14 protein-coding genes are annotated in these 17,944 nt (G+C 45.4%); 4 read left to right on the top strand and 10 right to left on the bottom strand.

Features of this window, described 5'->3' with window-relative positions; translation table 11 throughout:
• Window positions 1-126 precede the first annotated feature (126 nt).
• The 4 genes from gloA to JGK20_RS03210 all read right to left on the bottom strand — a co-directional run bounded on the left by gloA (window position 127) and on the right by JGK20_RS03210 (window position 3,863).
• A complete protein-coding gene (gene gloA / locus JGK20_RS03225; protein WP_293177534.1) occupies window positions 127-555 on the bottom strand; it encodes a lactoylglutathione lyase in 429 nt (142 codons plus the stop codon).
• A 197-nt stretch (window positions 556-752) separates the two neighbouring features.
• Window positions 753-980, bottom strand: a complete 228-nt coding sequence (locus tag JGK20_RS03220) for a hypothetical protein (protein ID WP_293177530.1) — start codon at window positions 978-980, stop codon at window positions 753-755.
• Window positions 981-999: 19 nt separating this feature from the next.
• Window positions 1,000-3,249 carry a heavy metal translocating P-type ATPase gene (locus JGK20_RS03215; protein ID WP_293225122.1) on the bottom strand — a complete coding sequence of 750 codons (2,250 nt, stop codon included), beginning with the start codon at window positions 3,247-3,249 and terminating at the stop codon, window positions 1,000-1,002.
• A 419-nt stretch (window positions 3,250-3,668) separates the two neighbouring features.
• A complete protein-coding gene (locus JGK20_RS03210) occupies window positions 3,669-3,863 on the bottom strand; it encodes a heavy-metal-associated domain-containing protein (protein WP_293177525.1) in 195 nt (64 codons plus the stop codon).
• A gap of 503 nt (window positions 3,864-4,366) precedes the next feature.
• Here JGK20_RS03210 and JGK20_RS03205 point away from each other — a divergent pair.
• Together JGK20_RS03205 and JGK20_RS03200 are read left to right on the top strand one after the other, a co-directional pair.
• Window positions 4,367-5,086: a DUF305 domain-containing protein gene (locus JGK20_RS03205; RefSeq protein ID WP_293177523.1), complete on the top strand. Its 720-nt coding sequence runs from the start codon at window positions 4,367-4,369 to the stop codon at window positions 5,084-5,086.
• Between the two features lie 311 nt (window positions 5,087-5,397).
• Complete coding sequence (locus tag JGK20_RS03200) at window positions 5,398-5,979, top strand: HAD family hydrolase (RefSeq protein WP_293177521.1); 582 nt, start codon at window positions 5,398-5,400, stop codon at window positions 5,977-5,979.
• Window positions 5,980-6,153: 174 nt separating this feature from the next.
• Here the strand turns inward: JGK20_RS03200 and JGK20_RS03195 are convergent, their stop codons facing one another.
• From JGK20_RS03195 to ftsH2, 6 genes are all read right to left on the bottom strand, one after another.
• On the bottom strand, window positions 6,154-7,383 hold the full coding sequence (locus JGK20_RS03195; RefSeq protein ID WP_293229335.1) for an ATP-binding protein: 1,230 nt from the start codon (window positions 7,381-7,383) through the stop codon (window positions 6,154-6,156).
• A 9-nt stretch (window positions 7,384-7,392) separates the two neighbouring features.
• The gene (locus tag JGK20_RS03190; RefSeq protein ID WP_293197715.1) at window positions 7,393-11,097 is read right to left on the bottom strand and encodes a PAS domain S-box protein; all 3,705 of its coding nucleotides are present in this window, start codon (window positions 11,095-11,097) and stop codon (window positions 7,393-7,395) included.
• 145 nt (window positions 11,098-11,242) lie between these two features.
• Entirely contained in the window at window positions 11,243-11,395 is a 153-nt protein-coding gene (locus JGK20_RS03185; RefSeq protein WP_293177515.1) for a hypothetical protein, read from the bottom strand.
• A gap of 103 nt (window positions 11,396-11,498) precedes the next feature.
• Window positions 11,499-12,788: an aminopeptidase P N-terminal domain-containing protein gene (locus JGK20_RS03180; RefSeq protein WP_293177513.1), complete on the bottom strand. Its 1,290-nt coding sequence runs from the start codon at window positions 12,786-12,788 to the stop codon at window positions 11,499-11,501.
• Window positions 12,789-13,002: 214 nt separating this feature from the next.
• The gene (locus JGK20_RS03175) at window positions 13,003-13,404 is read right to left on the bottom strand and encodes a hypothetical protein (protein ID WP_293219134.1); all 402 of its coding nucleotides are present in this window, start codon (window positions 13,402-13,404) and stop codon (window positions 13,003-13,005) included.
• Window positions 13,405-13,594: 190 nt separating this feature from the next.
• Window positions 13,595-15,481, bottom strand: a complete 1,887-nt coding sequence (ftsH2, locus tag JGK20_RS03170) for an ATP-dependent zinc metalloprotease FtsH2 (RefSeq protein WP_293177509.1) — start codon at window positions 15,479-15,481, stop codon at window positions 13,595-13,597.
• A gap of 321 nt (window positions 15,482-15,802) precedes the next feature.
• Between ftsH2 and JGK20_RS03165 the strand changes: the two genes are divergently transcribed.
• Window positions 15,803-16,885, top strand: a complete 1,083-nt coding sequence (locus tag JGK20_RS03165) for a ParM/StbA family protein (protein WP_293155295.1) — start codon at window positions 15,803-15,805, stop codon at window positions 16,883-16,885.
• 20 nt (window positions 16,886-16,905) lie between these two features.
• A complete protein-coding gene (locus tag JGK20_RS03160) occupies window positions 16,906-17,421 on the top strand; it encodes a hypothetical protein (protein WP_293177507.1) in 516 nt (171 codons plus the stop codon).
• Window positions 17,422-17,944: the final 523 nt, after the last annotated feature.

Below are 17,944 nucleotides of genomic sequence, written 5' to 3'. Positions count from 1 at the left end.
CCAGCCTACCTTTGAAAGCAGACTTGAATTGCCAAAGTTCTTTTAATCAAATTTTGGGACAGGCTAGAAGCCCATCCCACAAGAAACACAATTGTGGGATGGGCTTCTAGCCTGTCCTAGCGAAGACTAAGATGCAGTCGCCGCACTTACTTTCTGACTGCTGCTACCTTGATTTTTCAGTTGAATTAATTCAACTTTATATCCATCTGGATCTTGGACAAAAGCGATGACTGTTGAACCGTGCTTCATCGGGCCGGGTTCGCGAATAACTTTGCCGCCGCGGGCTTTAATTGCTTCGCAAGTACCGTAAATGTCGTCAACGCCGATCGCAATATGACCGTAAGCATCACCCAAATTGTACTCGGCGACGCCCCAGTTGTAAGTTAATTCCAAAACTGTAGTGTCGGATTCGTCGCCGTAGCCCACAAAAGCCAGAGTAAATTTACCGTCTGGATAGTCCTTTTGTCGCAGCAATCTCATCCCCAGAACCTCGGTGTAAAATTTGAGGGACTCTTCCAGGTTTCCGACTCGGAGCATCGTGTGTAGTAGTTGCATTTAGCTCACTCCAAATTTTTTAAGCTTTCTTAATTTTACCGAGTTCTTGGTGGAAAAAACCGCAACGGCCAAATTTACTTTGTTTTAGGTAAATCCACCTAATAAAACGTAAAATACGGCTCGCTAAAAAGCTTGCTGTGTATCTCTTCTTCCTTCTTCCTTCTTCCTTCTTCCTTCTTCCTTCTTCCTTCTTCCTTCTAAGCTTGATTTTTACTGAACAAAAACCACCATAATTCTAAACCAATTAAGCTCAATCCGCCTGCTGTTATGCCAATTTTTAAACTTATCGGTTGTTCTATTTGCCGAAATTGAGCAGTTGAATTTGCAGGATGAGTTGATATTTGATTGGCTCGAACTCCCGATGCAAGTCCGAGCATAATTCCTAAACCTGCGAGACTTCCTAAAACTTGACGCTGGCTAAACATTTCTCAAATCCCTCTTAAATTATGCAATAACTTTCACTTTAAAATTCCGCAACCGCAAAGCATTAGTCACTACCGAAAGCGAACTAAAAGCCATTGCTGCACCAGCGATAATCGGATTGAGCAACCAGCCAAAAATCGGGTACAAAATGCCAGCGGCGATCGGGATACCCGCGATGTTGTAAATAAAGGCAAAAAACAGATTTTCGCGGATGTTCCGCATCGTGGCGCGGGAAAGTTGAATTGCTGTAACTATGCCTTGCAAATCGCCGGAAATTAAGGTAATGTCGCTGGCTGCGATCGCCACATCTGTGCCGGTACCGATCGCAATTCCCACATCCGAAGCGGCCAAAGCAGGAGCATCGTTAATCCCGTCTCCCACCATCGCTACAATTTTGCCTTCTCCTTGCAGCGCTTGGATTTGAGCTGCTTTTTGGTCGGGTCTAACTTCGGCAAAAATCCGAGTAATTCCTACCGATTGGGCGATCGACTCCGCAGTCGCGCGGTTATCCCCAGTCAGCATGGCCACCTCCAAACCGAGTTTTTGCAGCGCTTTCACCGATCGCGCCGACGAAGGTTTCAGAGCATCCGCAATGGCCAGAATTGCCTCAATTTTGCCCTCTACAGCCATCCAAACCACCGTTTTGCTCGCAGCTTCAAAAGCTCGCGCGCGCAGCTCCAGATATTCAGTATCGCAGCCTAGTTCCTGCATCCACCTGAGGCTTCCCAGGGCGATCGACTTTCCCCCCGAAACCCCTCGCACGCCGCTCCCCACCACAGCCTCAAAATCCTGAATATCTGTCAACTTCACCTCTTGAGATTGAGCGTATCTAACCACAGCTTCCCCTACAGGATGCTCCGAATTTCGCTCTACAGACGCCGCCAATTGCAGCAACTTTAACTCATTGCTCTGGGCCGTTCCTTTAATTGTCACAAAATCAGTAACAGTCGGCTTACCTTCCGTAAGCGTTCCAGTTTTATCTAACACGATAATTTGAATTTTGTGAGCCAATTCTAAACTATCGGCTCCTTTAATTAAGATTCCATTTTCTGCACCTTTACCCGTGCCAACCATCACAGCAGTCGGAGTCGCCAAACCCAAAGCACAGGGACAGGCAATAATCAGCACTTCCACCATTGTCACCGTCGCCAAAGTGAAGTTACCCATCGCGTTAAACCAAATAATAAAAGTAGCTAAAGCGATGGCAATTACTACAGGAACAAACCAGCCCGTCACTTGGTCTGCTAACTTTTGAATCGGTGCTTTTGAAGCTTGGGCATCCTGCACCATCTTGACAATTTGAGCTAAAAATGTATCTTTGCCAACTCTGGTAGCGCGAAACCGAAAGCTGCCTGTTTTGTTAATTGTCGCTCCAATAACTTCATCGCCAAGTTGCTTTTTGACAGCCAAACTTTCCCCCGTAACCATTGCTTCATCTACCGTCGAAGCACCTTCAATCACTTCTCCGTCAACGGGGATTTGCTCGCCCGGACGCACCTGCACAATGTCACCAATTGCCACTTGGGCGATGGGTACTTCTAACTCTTCTCCGTTGCGAACGATCCGAGCAGTTTTTGCTTGCAAACCCATGAGTTTGCGAATTGCTTCCGAAGTCTCTCCCTTCGCTCTATTTTCGAGGTTTTTTCCCAACAAAATTAACGCTATCACGCTGGTGGCAACTTCGTAGTAAACGCTAGGATTCAAACCTTGCGAGGTAAATAAACCGGGCAAAAATGTCACAAATACCGAATAAAAGTAAGCAGCACTTGTCCCCAAAGCAATCAGGGTATCCATTGTGGCGACGCGCCGTTTTAACGATTTCCAAGCCCCCACATAAAACGATTTACCGCACCAAAACTGTACTGGTGATGTCAGCACTAATTGCAACCAAAAATTGTGCAGCCATGCGGGAATGAATGGCAGGTGCCAGCCTGTCATGGTTGGAATGCCGCCCAAAACCAGTATAATGCTGATGCTGCCTGCGATCCAGAGTTTTCGCTGCAAGTTTTGAGATGCGGATTTGCGATCGGCTTTTTCTGCATCATCCTCTGCCATTTCTTGCAGGGGCAAAGCTTCGTATCCCGCTGCATCAACAGCTTCTTGAATGATTGTTAAGTTGGTTTGCTTCGAGTCATATTGGATGGTTGCTTGTTCCATGCCAAAATTGACGCTGCACTCAATTACGCCGGGGACAGATTTAATTGCTTGTTCGATAGAGGAAGCACAAGCAGCACAACTCATGCCCCGCAATTTAAGTGTGAGATTGTCCATAAATGCCCTCCTAAATTAGAAAATGAGCTTCTGGGTTCAAATAATCCCAAAAAACGGGTGCATCTGGGTTTGGCGAATACATCCGTAGGGGCGAAGCATGACCGCAGAAAATATGGGATGATAACTGATAATTTATATGCGGTCATGCTTCGCCCTCTTCAAAAACCAGATGCACCCCAAAAAACGGATACAAGCGGCCGCAGGGCTGTAGTAGAGAATCAAAAAAATGAGACTCTTATTCAATCTCCCAGATTCATCTGTAGAGTAATATTATGTCCTGTAAATTACCATAATAAAAACGGTTTGTAGTGAGGACTTCAGTCCTCATAATTCAGAGGACTGAAGTCCTCACTACAAACAAATCTTATCATGGTCGTTCTCTGCGGACATGATATAAATCTAAAATCTAAAATCTAAAATCAACTGGCTGGATAGCCAGCAGATGCGATCGCTTTTCTAACTTCACTTTCCGGCTTAGCCGTTTGAATCGCGACCAATTTTGTCTTGATATCTGCCTCAACAGCAGCGCCTGAGTCAATAGCTTGGACTGCTTTTGTGATTGTATTCACACAAGCCGAACAAGCCATTTTGGGAATTTTTAGCTCTAAAGTCATAATTGTGGAACCTCAGCAGAAACTACTTTGCTTCGGGTGCAGCGACCTGTGCAAGGCAAATATGTTTGTAGGGGCGAAGCATGACCGCAGTGAAAATAAGATTATAACTAATAACTTGTATGCGGTCATGCTTCGCCCTCTTCAAAAGTGAAATGCACCCGAAGCTTCATAGATGAATTAACTCCATTGTAAAGTCTCCAGTTAGCAGGAGAGTCAAGGGGAAATTCCAAATTAATTATTAAGTTTTACTGAAACTCATCCTTTATCTAACTGGCACGGCAAGATTTATTTACCAGAAAGAATCGGTTGAAAGCCCCAAGCTTTTTTGGGAGAAATTAAAATCAGACTATTCATTACTCCAATCCTCTTCCTTCTAGGTAAAGGTCGCTGTCAACTGTCAACTGTCAACTGTCAACTGACAACTTTGACTCAAGAATTTCATGCCAATTTCATTTATATGTGAGAAACTGAATAAACCTGGGAGTTTTAAGGATATAAAATCTATGAAACCAATTTCATTAAAAACAGGCTTGGCAGCGCTAATCTTGACCGCCACAGCCACCGCAACCAGCGGAATTCTAGCAGCTTGTTCAAAATCTCCTACCAGCCCAACTCAAGCCCCAAATGTTACCGCAACAACCCAAGCGAACAACAAGCAAGACGCGGCACAAAGTGGCGGCATGGGTGGTATGAATCATGGCATGAATCACAATATGTCAATGGATTTAGGCCCGGCTGATGCCGACTACGATTTGCGATTTATTGATGGCATGACAGTACACCATCAAGGTGCTGTAAACATGGCGAAAGAGGTGCTCAACAAGTCAAAGCGCCCGGAAATGAAAAAACTAGCTAATAACATTATTGCCGCTCAAAACCGCGAAATCAATCAAATGAAAGAGTGGCGAAAAACTTGGTATGCCAAAGCCGACAGTACGCCAATGGCTTATCACGCTCAAATGAATCACATGATGCCAATGACTCCCGAACAAATGCAAGCCATGATGATGAGCATGGATTTAGGAGCGGCTGATGCTGAATTTGACCTCCGATTTCTGAATGCGATGATTCCCCACCACGAAGGAGCTTTAGTGATGGCTGAAGATGCGTTGCAGAAGTCGAAACGGCCGGAAATGAAGAAATTATCTCAAGAGATTCTGACTTCGCAAAAGCAAGAGATTGAGCAAATGAAACAGTGGCGCCAAGCTTGGTACAAAAAGTAGTGACGGGGCGGATAAATTAATTGCAATAGACTTCTTGCAAAAATAGTTAGGACGCTGCTCTGAGCAACCTCCCAAAAAAATCTTTTTTCTTGTGGGATGGGCTTCTAGCCCGTCCCAAAATTTGATTAAAAGGACTTTTGTAATCTTGTCTAATATCTGTAGATACTGTCTTGATTTTTTAGGGTAGCTAGAGTATAATTGGAGTCGCACGGCTTTGGGGTTTTATAAATCCAAAAAGCCTTCGATCCCGAATTATTTGAGCGCTACTCCTTGACAGTTCCAGACAGTATCTACAATCCGATCGCAATTCTATGAAACGAGCAGTATTTCTCGACCGCGATGGCGTTCTCAATATCGAAGCTGGCTACATTCACAAACTAGAAGATTTGCATTTAATCCCCGGCATAGCTGAAGCTGTACGCCGTTTAAATGACAGACAAATATTTTGCTGTTTGGTTTCCAATCAATCGGGGCCGGCGAGGGGTTATTATCCTGTGGCCCACGTAGAAAATTTGCACAAACGCCTGTGTTTGTTACTAGAAAATGAAGCCGGAGCGAGGTTAGATGCTCTTTATTATTGTCCTTACTTGAGTGCAGCAGAAGGCGGAACAAATCCAGAATTTACCCGGTACACGACTTGGCGAAAACCGAATACGGGGATGTTGGTAGCGGCGGCTTGGGAACACGATTTGGATTTGGCGAATAGTTTTATGGTGGGGGATAAAGCGACGGATGTCGATATGGCTCACAATGCCGGTTGTACTGGTATTTTGGTGCAGACTGGTTACGGGGAAAGCGTGTTGAGTGGCGAGTATCAGCACCATACTAAACCTGATTTTATTGCTGCAAATTTAGCTGCGGGGGTTGAGTGGATTTTGCAACATTTTGATTAGTGGCATCGGAATTGATATTACCCACAGCGGTGGGTGAGCACAGTTGAACCACGTCTGACACGGCACTGCCGTGTCCCTACAATAAATGCTTGCGATGGTTACATCTCTCATCAAGGGTTCATGATTATTTTGGGGTAGGGAAACGGCATTGCCGTGTCCTCCGTTACCTGGCATTTAAGTCTTTGACAATTCAGCCTTAGAGGAAAGGGCTACGTAAGGAAGCGCGACTGTAAAGGTAGTACCAACCCCGAGTTTGCTTTCGCAGGCGATCGCACCTCCTTGCAAATCCACAGCTTTTTTAACAATCGTCAATCCCAAACCGTTACCTTTAATCTTTCCACTATTCTTGCAACGGTAAAACATTTCAAATATTTTCCCTACTTCGGTTTCTGGGATGCCCATACCTTCGTCTCGGATGCGAATAATTAGTAAAGGAGAGTTAATATTTTTAAATGGGGAATTGGCAAACAAAGACTGAGTAGACAAGCAGAAAATAGCTTCTTTGTCTCCCTCGCCTGGTTGACGGCATTCCAATTCTAAGGTTATTTGCCCGCCGTCGGGAGAATATTTTATGGCGTTGACGATTAAGTTAGAAATAATGCCGTGCAGCAATTGTTGATCTAACATCGCGCTGGTAACGGCAGACGGGCTGAATCTTAGTTTGTGTTTGGCTTCATGTCCTAACTGCAATTGATCCAGCAAATCTTGACAAAATTCGAGTAAATTTATCGGTAATGGATTGCATTTGAGTCTCCCTGCTTCTGCTCGGCCCATGAACAGCATATCCTCGATTAGCTGGTTCATCTTTTGGGTAGCTGAGTGCACTAGGCGCAGGGTTTTGACTTGAGATTCGTCACTGCTGCGAGTGCGATCGAGTTCTAGGAGCTCGGCAGAGATTAAAATCGTGTTCAGCGGGTTCCGCAATTCGTGGGCAGCCATTGATATATACTGGTTTTGGCGGTGCGCTTTTTCTTCCACCGACTCTCTGGCTGCTTCCGAAGCTTTGAGAGCTGCTCGCATTTTGGTTTCGATTTCGTGCCTGTGGAGCGCAATCTCGATCGCCACCCGCAAATCATTTTGTTGAAATGGTTTGATAATGTAGCCGAATGGATCTGTAATTTTCGCTCTTTGCATCGTTTTATCGTCGGCATAAGCTGTTAAAAATACTGTCGGTATATCTATCTTATTTCTAATTTTTTCTGCGGCTGTCACGCCGTCCATCTCACCTTTAAGCACGATATCCATCAGCACTAAATCTGGCGGACTTTCGTCTACTTTTTCTAGAGCTTCTTCTCCTGAAGCAACAATAGCTGTTACTGCATAACCCAGCTTTTTTAATCTGCCTGCTATGTCCTGAGCTACAATTATTTCATCTTCTACTACCAATATTTTTATAGGATTCATATTTTTTTCTTAAATGCGACGCCGATAATTTAACTCAAGGAAAGTAATATGGTAACAAGTTCCGCACTCAGTGTCAATAACCAGATTTCCTTCTAATTGCTGAGTTAACATCCGCACTAATCGCAATCCTAATGTTTCGCTACTTTCCACATCAAAGTCCGCCGGAAATCCGCTGCCGTCGTCTTGAATACTTAAATGAAATTCTGGGAAATTACTTTCATTAAAATTAATACTAATTTCTCCCGATAAACTTTGACCAAAAGCATACTTTAAGGAGTTTGAAACCAGTTCATTAATGATTAAACCGCAAGGAATTGCCGTTTCTATATTTAAATATATGGAATCAACATTGAGATTGAATTTGATAGAAGTGTTACCACAACCAAAAGATTGATACAAATTAGCAATCAAGTTTTCAACGTAAGGGGGGAGGTGGATTCGATCGATATTTTCCGATTGATAAAGTTGCTCGTGAATCAGAGCCATTGAATGGATGCGGGTTTGGCTTTCTTCAAATAAAGCAAGCGTCGGTTCGTCTTCAATGTATTGAGCTTGAAGTTGCAGCAGGCTGGAAACTACCTGCATATTATTTTTGACTCGGTGGTGAATTTCTTTGAGCAATACTTCTTTTTCGCGGAGTGCCGCTTGGATGCGGGCCTCGGTCAATTTGCGATCGCTAATATCTTCGCAAATACCCGCCAGCCGATAAATTTTGCCCGCTTCGTCATAAATGGGAAAAGCTCGATCGCACACCCAGCGAATTGTGCCGTCAGGCAGTACAATCCGATATTCGATACTGGTGAACTCGCCCTGCAACACTTGCGGAAGTCCCTCTTGCAGCAAATGTATATCCTCTGGATGCACCCACTCCATCCATTTTATCGGCTCGGCATACAATTCTTCGCGACTGCGCCCCCAGATTTGTTCGTAAGCTGGGCTCAGATATAATAAATCGGTAAAATCAGCAGAAACTAGCCAGAAGGAATCTTGGATATTTTCTGCAAGCTGGCGGAAGCGTTCTTCACTTTCACGGATCGCTTTTTCTGCCTGTTTTGCTTGGCTGATATCTTCTGCAATCCCAACAACGCGGTAAATTTCACCACCTTGATTTCTAATCGGAAAAGCCCGATCGCGAATCCAGCGAATTTCGCCGTCCGGCCTGACAATGCGATACTCAATCTCGTCTTCAGCTAGAACTTGTTTAGTGAATGTAGCAATCACCCGAGCGCGATCTTCTGGATGGAGTGACTCTGCAAAAAAGCGCCCGCAAGCATACAAATCAGCACTGCTTCTCCCCCAAATTTTTTCGTAACCCGGACTGACATAAATAAATTCTTGGGGGTGAACGCCTACCATCCAAAACACGCTTTCAATATTTTCTGCTAGCTGTCGAAACCTTTCTTCGCTTTCCTTCAGTGCTGCTTCAGCTTTTTTGCGATCGCTAATATCTTCTATGACTGCTACATTGTAAATTGCTCCGCTCAACGGTTCTTGGACGAGGGAAACAGTGATATTTACCCAAATTAAAGAACCATCTTGGCAAACCAAGCGTTTTTCCATGTTGAAACAGTCAATTTCCCGGTCAAACAATCTGTTATTTTTTTCCCTGTCCGGCTCTAGATCTTCACAGTAACTGACATCCATCCAAGTTCCGCACAGCAACTCTTCCGCAGTATATCCCAAAATATTACAGAACTTTTGGTTGACTCGCAAATAGCGACCATTTTTATCGCAATGAGTAATGCCGACTGCTGCTTGTTCGACGGTTGCGCGAAAACGTTCTTCGCTATCTCTAAGGGCAGCTTCTGCTTTTTTGCGATCGCTAATATCGCGCTGCACCCCAAAATACCCGGCAATTCTGCCCTGGGAATCGTTAATGCAAATATAATCGCCTTCCACCCAAATTAGCTCACCATCAAACTTGCGATTGTCATTTTCGATGTGAATTCTGCCAGCATCAAAAAATTGCCTAATAATTTCTCTGTCACCAGCCAAGTTGTGGAACAAGAAAGAGTTAAGCGTCACGCCAATAAACTCTTCCCTAGTAGCTCCGTATTGAGCGATCAAAGCATCATTTGCCTTCGTTACCCGCCCGTTAGAAAATACGTAATCCAAAACTTTTTCTTTGTCAGAGGTATCGTCCCAGTACACTGGTTCGTCCAGCATCATAAAGAAAAAACCATCTAAAGATTGAGAAAAAAACAATTCTAGCTGTTCCTGACTTTCCCGCAAAAATTCTTCGGTACGCCAGCGATCGATAATTTCTTCCCGCAAGTGTTGGTTAGCTATTCTTAAATCTTCAGTACGCTTGTGATATTTTATTTCTAGCTCATTTTTAAGGCGTTGCAGCACGAATTCTGACTGTTTTTTTTCTGTAATATCTTGAGTAACTACCATGCCTGCAAAAATTTCTGCCTGGTCGTTTTTGACTGGAGAAACTGTTGTTGAATAAAATCGATCGCGATATTTATATTCAAAATTATTCTCTTCTCCTGCTAAAGCTGCGCGATATTTGGTCTCAAAAAATTCCAAATCTTCTGGCGGCGATATTTCCGACAAGGTTTTGCCTTCCACCAGTTCTTTGGACAAACCAACTACCGCCAAACCTTGACCGTCAACCAAAATATAGCGCAAATCAGAATCGAACAAAAATACCGATCCATTCGGATAATGCTTGATCAGAGTTCGGTACATTTCCTGGCTTTTTTCAAGAGATGCGATTAACTCAATTCGCTCTAGGGCAACTCGCTTGTGTTCAGTAATATCTATAACAATACCGAGAGTTTGTTTCGGCGAACCGTCAGAGTTTCTCAAGAAAACAATATCTCTGCCCATAAACCAGCGCCATTCACCCCGAGCATTTCTCAGCCTGTACTCGCACTCAAATATTTCGCCCTCCTTGAGTGTTGATATTTTTGCTTGGATTTCCGGGATTTTTAGCAAATCATCGGGGTGCATAATTGTGGGAAAAAGTGCGTCTCCTAACTGTTGAACTTGTTCGGAGGAATAGCCGAGAATTTGGTTAACTTGGTTGTTGGTATAAATATTTCGATTTTCAGTAATATCGTAAATGTACGCAAGGCCTGGAAGTGCTTCGGTTATACTGTGAATAAACTTTTGATTTTCTCGGAGAGCGGCATCTGCCTCAATTCGCTCGGTGATATCTTGGGCAACTCCGACTATTTGTTTTGGCCTGCCGTCAGGAGTGCGAGAAAAAATTGCGTGCCGATCGTGAAACCACCGCAATTCGCCGCTAGGGTGCTGAATTCGGTACTCTGTTTCCAGGATTTCTCCATCTTTAGCTACGGCTATTTCTGTTTCGACATGAACGCTAAGTTTCTCTATATCTTCAGCATAAACTAGCAAAGAAAGGGCATCGTTTCCCATTTCCTGAACTTGTGCCGCCGTGCAACCATAAAACTCGGCGATGTAGCGATTTCCATAGAGATTGCGGTTTTCTATGAGGTCGTAAATGTATAAAACACCGGGGGTAGTATCAGCCACCCTTTGCATAAATTCTTGATTTTGTCGGAAAGAAGCTTCTGTTTGAGTTAGCTCAATGATATCTCTTTTCAGTTGTGCTTCTAATTTGCGCCGCAATTCTATTTCTTCCTGCAAATTCTCTTCGAGTTGCCGAATTTTTTCTTTTTGCTCTGCGACTAGCGCTTCGCAGGTGGTGAGGGCGCGATCGATCTCTGTGGGCTCACTACACATAGTAAGTTATTAATTTGCAGTTGCGGACTATAGTTGTGTCTAGCCTAACATTAGAAGGCTCCAGTCTTGACTGCAAACTAGCACCATTTCACACAAAATTTACAAATATATTAAGTTTTGCCCAGAAAATGCCTGCTGATTGAGATTATTCCCATTTTCTGCCTTCTTCGCTTTGTGAAATTGAAATGTGAAATTGACCGCAGCCAGACAAAAGATTTATTACCTTCTGCTTTGTTACCAGAAAGAATTGGTTGAAAGCCTCTGGGTTTGGCGTAGAAATTAAAAGAAGACGATTCATTACTCCCATCCTCGGACTTCCAGGTAGAGGTCGCCCTCAAGCGGTCAACTGTCAACTGTCAACTGTCAACTGTCAACTGTCAACTGTTGAAACATAGCGGCTTTCATTTCGGAACTCCGGCGGTCAAAACTTCATGACTGTCAATTGTCACCAAAACATCATCTTCAATTCTCACACCTATACCGCGCCATTTTTCAGGAACCTCCGGCTGTCCTTCAACGGGTTTAATATAAGGAGAAATATAAATCCCCGGTTCCACCGTCAGAACTTGTCCTGCTTGCAAAAGTTGCGGATTTTCGCCGTACTGATAAACACCGACATCGTGCACGTCCAATCCCAGCCAGTGACCAGTGCGGTGCATATAAAATGGCTTGTATTTCTCCTCTTTAATTATCTCTTCAATGTCGCCCACCAAAAGTTTTAAATCCATTAAACCTTCCACCAAAACGCGCACTGCGGTTTCGTGAATTTTGCTGTAAGGATTTCCCGGATATACTTGACTAATTGCCTGGGTTTGTGCTTGCAAAACTAAGTCGTAAATTATCTGTTGTTCGGCGGTGAATTTGCCGCTGACGGGAAAGGTGCGAGTAATGTCGGCATTGTAGTAGCCGCAAGCACAACCGGCATCTATTAGCAGCAAATCATTTTCCTGCATTTGGCGGTTGTTTTCGATGTAGTGGAGGACGCAGGAATTGTAACCGGATGCAACAATTGAAGGGTAGGCGGGGGTGCCGCCGTTCATGCCGAAAATATGTTCTATTTCTGCTTGAATTTCGTATTCGTATCTGCCTGGTTTGGCAAATTCTCGGGCGCGGTTGTGGGCGGTAACTGAGATATTAGCTGCTTTTCGCATTAATGCTAATTCTGTTTGGCTTTTTACCAGCCGCATCGGGTGTAATATGATGTTGGAATCTTCGATCGCAGTGGGGCCTGTACCGCGTTTGGGGTAAGTTCGCATCAAGCTTTGCCAGTGGTTGAGGACTGTTTGGTCGAAATTGCGATCGCGCCCGAAGTGATAATATATGCGATCGGCTTTTTCTAAATATTTTGGCAATTTTTCGGCAAGTTCGGCGATCGGAAACGCTTCATCGGCGCCGTACAAGGCTTTGGCGCCTTCAATTCCAGCGCGATAACCGTGCCAAGTTTCTTTTTCCAAGTCTTTTGGCTGCACAAACAAAACAAATTTGTGTTCTTCGTGGTGTGGTGCGAGCACTGCTACCGCCGCAGCTTCGTTGAAACCAGTTAAATAGAAAAAATCGCTATCTTGTCGGTAGGCGTATTCAACATCGTTGTGCATGACGGCTGCGGGCGCGCTGCGAAATATTGCTGTCCCGCTGCCAATTTTTGCCATTAACTGTTCGCGTCTTTGCCGGTATTCGATGGGGTTGGTCATCCGATTTTAGATTTTAGATTTTAGATTTTAGATTGCAGCCTACACAAGTATAGGGTGCGCGGTTAACTAGCCGTAGGGTGCGTCAGGGGGGAGAATTTTTGAGTAGGTACAAAACATATTCAGCCCCCTGACGCACCCTACAATAATTACTATTCATTACTCTAATCTTCTTCCTTCCAGGTAGAGGTCGCTATCCCCGGTCAACTGTCAACTGTCAACTGTCAACTGTCAACTGACAAGTATAGTCAACCATCCGAGACAAAGATGAGTTGCGATCGACTAAAGTCCACCTCGGATCGAAATTTGACCAATTTTCGCCATCTTGGCTAACTCTGACAGTTCTAAACTCTCGCTGCTTGCAGTTAACTTCCATCTGCACCCGCATTTTCTCGTTACTAAACTGCTGAGTTCCTAAAAGAGTTCTGACAGGATAAGAGGGTGCACCGGGAAAATTGGATTTACTTAATTTTACGCTGCTGGGGTCAATGCAAATATCTACAAAACATCTTAATTTTTCGGCGCGGGCGCTCAAAGTATTGAGGGGAATAAAAATTAAAGTAGCTAGAAACAAGCTTGACAAATTATTGATTTTATGGGTGACAAATTTATTGTTCATCTGGGTTAATTTACGTTAATCTACTGTTGCTATTTTACAAACAAACTCGGCGGTTGAAACCGCTGCTACACAAACAAAACCCGCCTGCGCGGGTTGAATTTCTTCAGTCCGCGGAGGCGGACTTTGTTTGTGCGATCGTAAACTCAGCGAATTCTATTCGCCCTGAATATTTTCCGTGAAGATTAGCTTTTTAAAGCTGAGGAACGTATTGTTCTTTTTCAGGAACAAAAGTGTATTCAGAGACGATTAGGCGCAACTCTTCGCCGTCGATGGTTTCTTTTTCGATTAACAAATCGACTAAACGATCGACTACGGTACGATTGTCGCGAATAATTTGGCGCGCTTCGTCATAACAGCGATCGACAATCGATCGAACTTGTCCATCAATGCGAGAGGCAATTTCTTCGGAATATTCCGATCGCGCCGTGTAGTCGCGGCCGAGGAAAATCTCGCTTTGTTGAGCTTCCAGGGCGATCGGGCCCAAGGTAGACATCCCGTAGCGAGTAACCATTTGGCGGGCCATGCCGCTGACTTGCTGCAAGTCGTTGCCGGCACCGGTGGTAACTTCAGCATCGCCGAAAACTACTTCTTCGGCGGCGCGTCCACCCAAAGCACCGCTAATCCGGGCTAGGATTTGCGATCTTGAAATCAAACCTTGGTCTTCGCTGGGCATAAACCAAGTTAAGCCGCGGGCTTGTCCGCGAGGAACTAAGGTAACTTTTTGGACGGGATCGTGGGCTTGAATGACTGTGCCGACGATCGCGTGGCCGATTTCGTGGTAAGCAATCAAGCGTTTGCTCTTGCTGTCTACCAGCGGTGTACCTTCCATACCTGCGACGACGCGATCGACTGCATCGTCAATTTCCAGCATCGTAATCGCATCTTTGCGCCGTCTTGCTGTCAAAATGGCAGCTTCGTTGAGCAAGTTAGCCAAATCAGCACCGGTAAAACCGGGAGTGCGGCGGGCGATCGCATCCAAAGAAATCTCCTCAGACAGCTTCTTGTTGCGCGCGTGAACTTCAAGAATTTCCAACCTGCCCTTGATATCCGGTGTATCAACGCTAACTTGGCGGTCAAAACGTCCCGGACGTAGCAACGCCGAGTCGAGCACGTCAGGGCGGTTCGTAGCAGCAATGATGATGATGCCAGTATTGCCCTCAAAACCGTCCATTTCGGTCAGCAACTGGTTCAGGGTTTGTTCCCGTTCATCGTTACCGCCACCGATACCGGCGCCGCGCTGGCGGCCCACTGCATCGATTTCATCGATAAAAATTATACAAGGAGCATTTTCTTTAGCTTTCTTGAACAAGTCGCGGACGCGGGATGCGCCAACACCGACAAACATTTCGACAAATTCTGAACCGGAGATGCTGAAGAAAGGGACGGCGGCTTCACCTGCGATCGCTTTTGCCAGCATGGTTTTGCCGGTTCCGGGAGGGCCTACTAGCAGCACGCCTTTCGGAATCTTGGCGCCGACTGCGGTGAAGCGTTCGGGTTTTTTGAGGAAAGTCACGACTTCGGCAAGTTCTTCTTTGGCTTCTTCTACGCCTGCTACGTCGTCGAACAGTACGCCTGTTTTAGCTTCCATTTGAAAGCGTGCTTTGGATTTGCCAAAATTCATGGCTTGGCCTGGGCCCCCCGGCACGTTGCCGCCGCGGCGGAACAGGAAGAACAGCCCTCCTACTAATAAGAGAGGAAATACTAGATTGCCTAACACTCCCCAGATGGCGCCGTCGTTGCGGAGGGGGTGAGTGTCGAAGCTAATTTTGGAATCTCTGAGTCTAGAAACGAGTTCAGGAGCATTTGACGGCAAGTCTACCCGCCACCGCTGCTCGTGATTGTCCAGTTCGGGATCGACGGCTAGGATGATCGCAGTGCGGCCTCCGTCGTATAAATCAACACTGGTGACTCGATCGGCGTTTAAGTAATCTAAGAATCTACCGTAGCTCAGGCGGGTGCTGGCGGTGTTCTTGCTCATTTCTGCCGGGGACGCGGCGAAGGCTCCCTGCCACAGGAAAAAGCCGATGACTAGGGCGGGTAAAGTCCAAAGTAGTATAGTTTGCCAAGAAATTTTCATAAATGCGGGTGCCTTGAATTGGGGATAGATCGGGTAAGCTGGCGGTCTCGGATTAGTGTGACAAAAGTTTACACTCAGAATCTTTACTAAATTTAACTTAACAATGCACGATCGGGCAAGATGCCGGCGATCGTCGCGATCGAGAAAAAGTTAGCTTAGTTACGGTAAGGGCGATCGTCCCGAATATAATGTTTGGTGCTGATTTCAATACCGATCTAGGTAGAGTTAGAAGAATCGCCTCAAAACCCACTGTCTTTAAGCGCGGCAGTGTCCAGGGATAAGGCATGATAATGGTGAGGCTCAGTGAGGTAACACATTTCAATGACAACTAGACAGCTTGTTCCTAATTCGGCTATGCTGACGCAGCAGACTAAGATCGCTTCTCACAAATCGATTATTAGTGCTGATTTGGGTCGTACAGCAACTAAAGCTTGCGTGAGTCGCAACCCAAATGGTGTTGTTTTCATCCCTGCCAACGTGGCTACTATGCCCGTGGAAAAGGTGCGGGGCGGCAGCTTTGAGTCAAAAGCAACAGACCCTCTGTTGGATATGTGGCTGGAGCACCAGGGCAAGGGGTACGCCATCGGCCAACTGGCCGCTGACTTTGGCGCTAATCTCGGTGGGGCTGACCAGTCGAAAGTAGTAGATGCTTTGGTTAAGGTTTTTTCCTGTGCTGGATATTTCCAGATGAAGGGCGAAATGGCAGTAGTGCTGGGTTTGCCTTTTTATTCGCAGGATCAGTTTGAGAAAGAAAAGGAAGAGATTATCAGCCAACTGCGCTCTCCCCACGTTGTGGTATACCGCGGCGAGCGTTTGGAAATTGATATTCGCCACGTTTGGGTGATGCCGGAAGGATTCGGCAGCCTGATTTGGTGCGAAGCTCAAGACAACAAGGAGTTTACGCCGGAGTTGCCGGAACTGTCGGTGGCTGTGGTCGATATCGGACACCAAACTACCGATTTGTTAATGGTCGATCGTTTCCGGTTCGCCCGAGCGGCTTCTAAGAGCGATTCCTTCGCCATGAACAAATTCTACGAACAAGTTGCCTCAAAAATTCCGGGGGCAGACCCTCAATCCCTGTCTTTATTGGAAGGGGTGAACAAACCCGAAGGGCAGCGTTTCTACCGTCCTAGAGGAGCGACTAAGCCGACTAATTTAGATCCGATTATTAAGGATTTGCGGGAGGCTTTCGCTAACGAACTGTCCGAACGTTTGGTACAGTGGTTGCCGGAACGGGTGACGGACGTAGTTCTGACTGGCGGTGGCGGCGAATTTTTCTGGGAGGTACTCCAACCTTTGCTGAAAGACGCCAATCTTAAGGCTCACTTGGCTCAGCCTTCTCGGAAAGCTAATGCTTTGGGACAGTTTATTTATGCTGAGGCTCAGCTAGCCACGATAAAGTAACGCATTAAGGCTTGAACCCTATGGCACTGTGGGCAAAAAATAAGGCGAATTTCTCGGTGGCGTTTACGGAAGATGCTGCCGATCAAACTTTGCTGGCGGCTATTGAAAAAGAGTTGGCTTTTACGAAGTATCAGACTTTCAGCAATCTCTGCAAGCAAGCTTTGTGGCAGTTTTTGTCTGTATCTGAGTCTGCTAGCTCTACAGATAGCTCTGAGCGGTTGGAACAGCGTATTGCTGAACTTGCGGTCAGATTTGCTGAGTTTGAGCGCAATGTTTCTGCTGAGGAATTAAGCCGTTTGGAAGGACTGGAACATCACCTGAGTCAATTGGGCGCGCAGTTGGATCAGTTGCAGGGGAGTGTTGACAGTAAGTTTGCTCAAGTTTCTTTTGCCCAAGTTTCAAAAGTAGTAGAGCCTGATCCGATCGAGTCTGAGTCTGTAGCGAATGATACAGTTTCTGATGCTGAGGTTCCTCCTCGTCGGGAGTCCGATCCTTTATTGGAGCGTTTAAGTTCTTTGTTACCGCAAGATTTCTAGAATGAGGTAGAGCAAGGCTAAAAAGCCTTGAGATGTGATGTTAGTGGCCCGCTGTTGGCAGCAGGTACTGAATAAATAAACAAAGCGATCGCTCTTTTGAAAAAAAGGGCGATCGCTTTGTTATTAGTTATTGGTTATTAGTTATTAGTTATTAGTTATTGGTTATTAGTTATTGGTTATTTGTTATTTGCTGTTGGTTATTGGTTATTTGCTGTTGGTTGTTGGTTGTTGGTTATTGGTTATTGGTTATTTGCTGTTGGTTATTGGTTATTGGTTATTTGTTATTTGTTATTTGCTGTTGGTTATTGGTTATTTGTTATTTGTTATTGTTATTTGTTATTAGTGCGAGCGTCCCCGCTCGCGTATTGTACAATACGCGAGCGGGGACGCTCGCACTATACATAAATGCAAAACTGAGATGCTCACATTCCCAATTCCCAATTCCCAATTCCCAATTCCCAATTCCCAATTCCCAATTCCCAATTCCCAATTCCCAATTCCCAATTCCCAATTCCCAATTCCC

The organism is Microcoleus sp. PH2017_05_CCC_O_A, assembly GCF_020738785.1.
Classification (GTDB): domain Bacteria; phylum Cyanobacteriota; class Cyanobacteriia; order Cyanobacteriales; family Microcoleaceae; genus Microcoleus.
The sequence above is the reverse complement of the archived record's forward strand: the minus strand, read 5'-3'. Positions and strand labels throughout refer to the sequence as shown.

Coding starts and splice junctions, on each gene's coding strand:
- JGK20_RS03175 (WP_293219134.1), bottom strand. CDS start 13,404: ATGAACAATAAATTTGTCACCCATAAAATCAATAATTTGTCAAGCTTG.
- JGK20_RS03190 (WP_293197715.1), bottom strand. CDS start 11,097: ATGTGTAGTGAGCCCACAGAGATCGATCGCGCCCTCACCACCTGCGAA.
- JGK20_RS03200 (WP_293177521.1), top strand. CDS start 5,398: ATGAAACGAGCAGTATTTCTCGACCGCGATGGCGTTCTCAATATCGAA.
- gloA (WP_293177534.1), bottom strand. CDS start 555: ATGCAACTACTACACACGATGCTCCGAGTCGGAAACCTGGAAGAGTCC.
- JGK20_RS03185 (WP_293177515.1), bottom strand. CDS start 11,395: ATGAATCGTCTTCTTTTAATTTCTACGCCAAACCCAGAGGCTTTCAAC.
- JGK20_RS03210 (WP_293177525.1), bottom strand. CDS start 3,863: ATGACTTTAGAGCTAAAAATTCCCAAAATGGCTTGTTCGGCTTGTGTG.
- JGK20_RS03195 (WP_293229335.1), bottom strand. CDS start 7,383: ATGAATCCTATAAAAATATTGGTAGTAGAAGATGAAATAATTGTAGCT.
- JGK20_RS03160 (WP_293177507.1), top strand. CDS start 16,906: ATGGCACTGTGGGCAAAAAATAAGGCGAATTTCTCGGTGGCGTTTACG.
- JGK20_RS03180 (WP_293177513.1), bottom strand. CDS start 12,788: ATGACCAACCCCATCGAATACCGGCAAAGACGCGAACAGTTAATGGCA.
- JGK20_RS03205 (WP_293177523.1), top strand. CDS start 4,367: ATGAAACCAATTTCATTAAAAACAGGCTTGGCAGCGCTAATCTTGACC.
- JGK20_RS03165 (WP_293155295.1), top strand. CDS start 15,803: ATGACAACTAGACAGCTTGTTCCTAATTCGGCTATGCTGACGCAGCAG.
- JGK20_RS03220 (WP_293177530.1), bottom strand. CDS start 980: ATGTTTAGCCAGCGTCAAGTTTTAGGAAGTCTCGCAGGTTTAGGAATT.
- JGK20_RS03215 (WP_293225122.1), bottom strand. CDS start 3,249: ATGGACAATCTCACACTTAAATTGCGGGGCATGAGTTGTGCTGCTTGT.
- ftsH2 (WP_293177509.1), bottom strand. CDS start 15,481: ATGAAAATTTCTTGGCAAACTATACTACTTTGGACTTTACCCGCCCTA.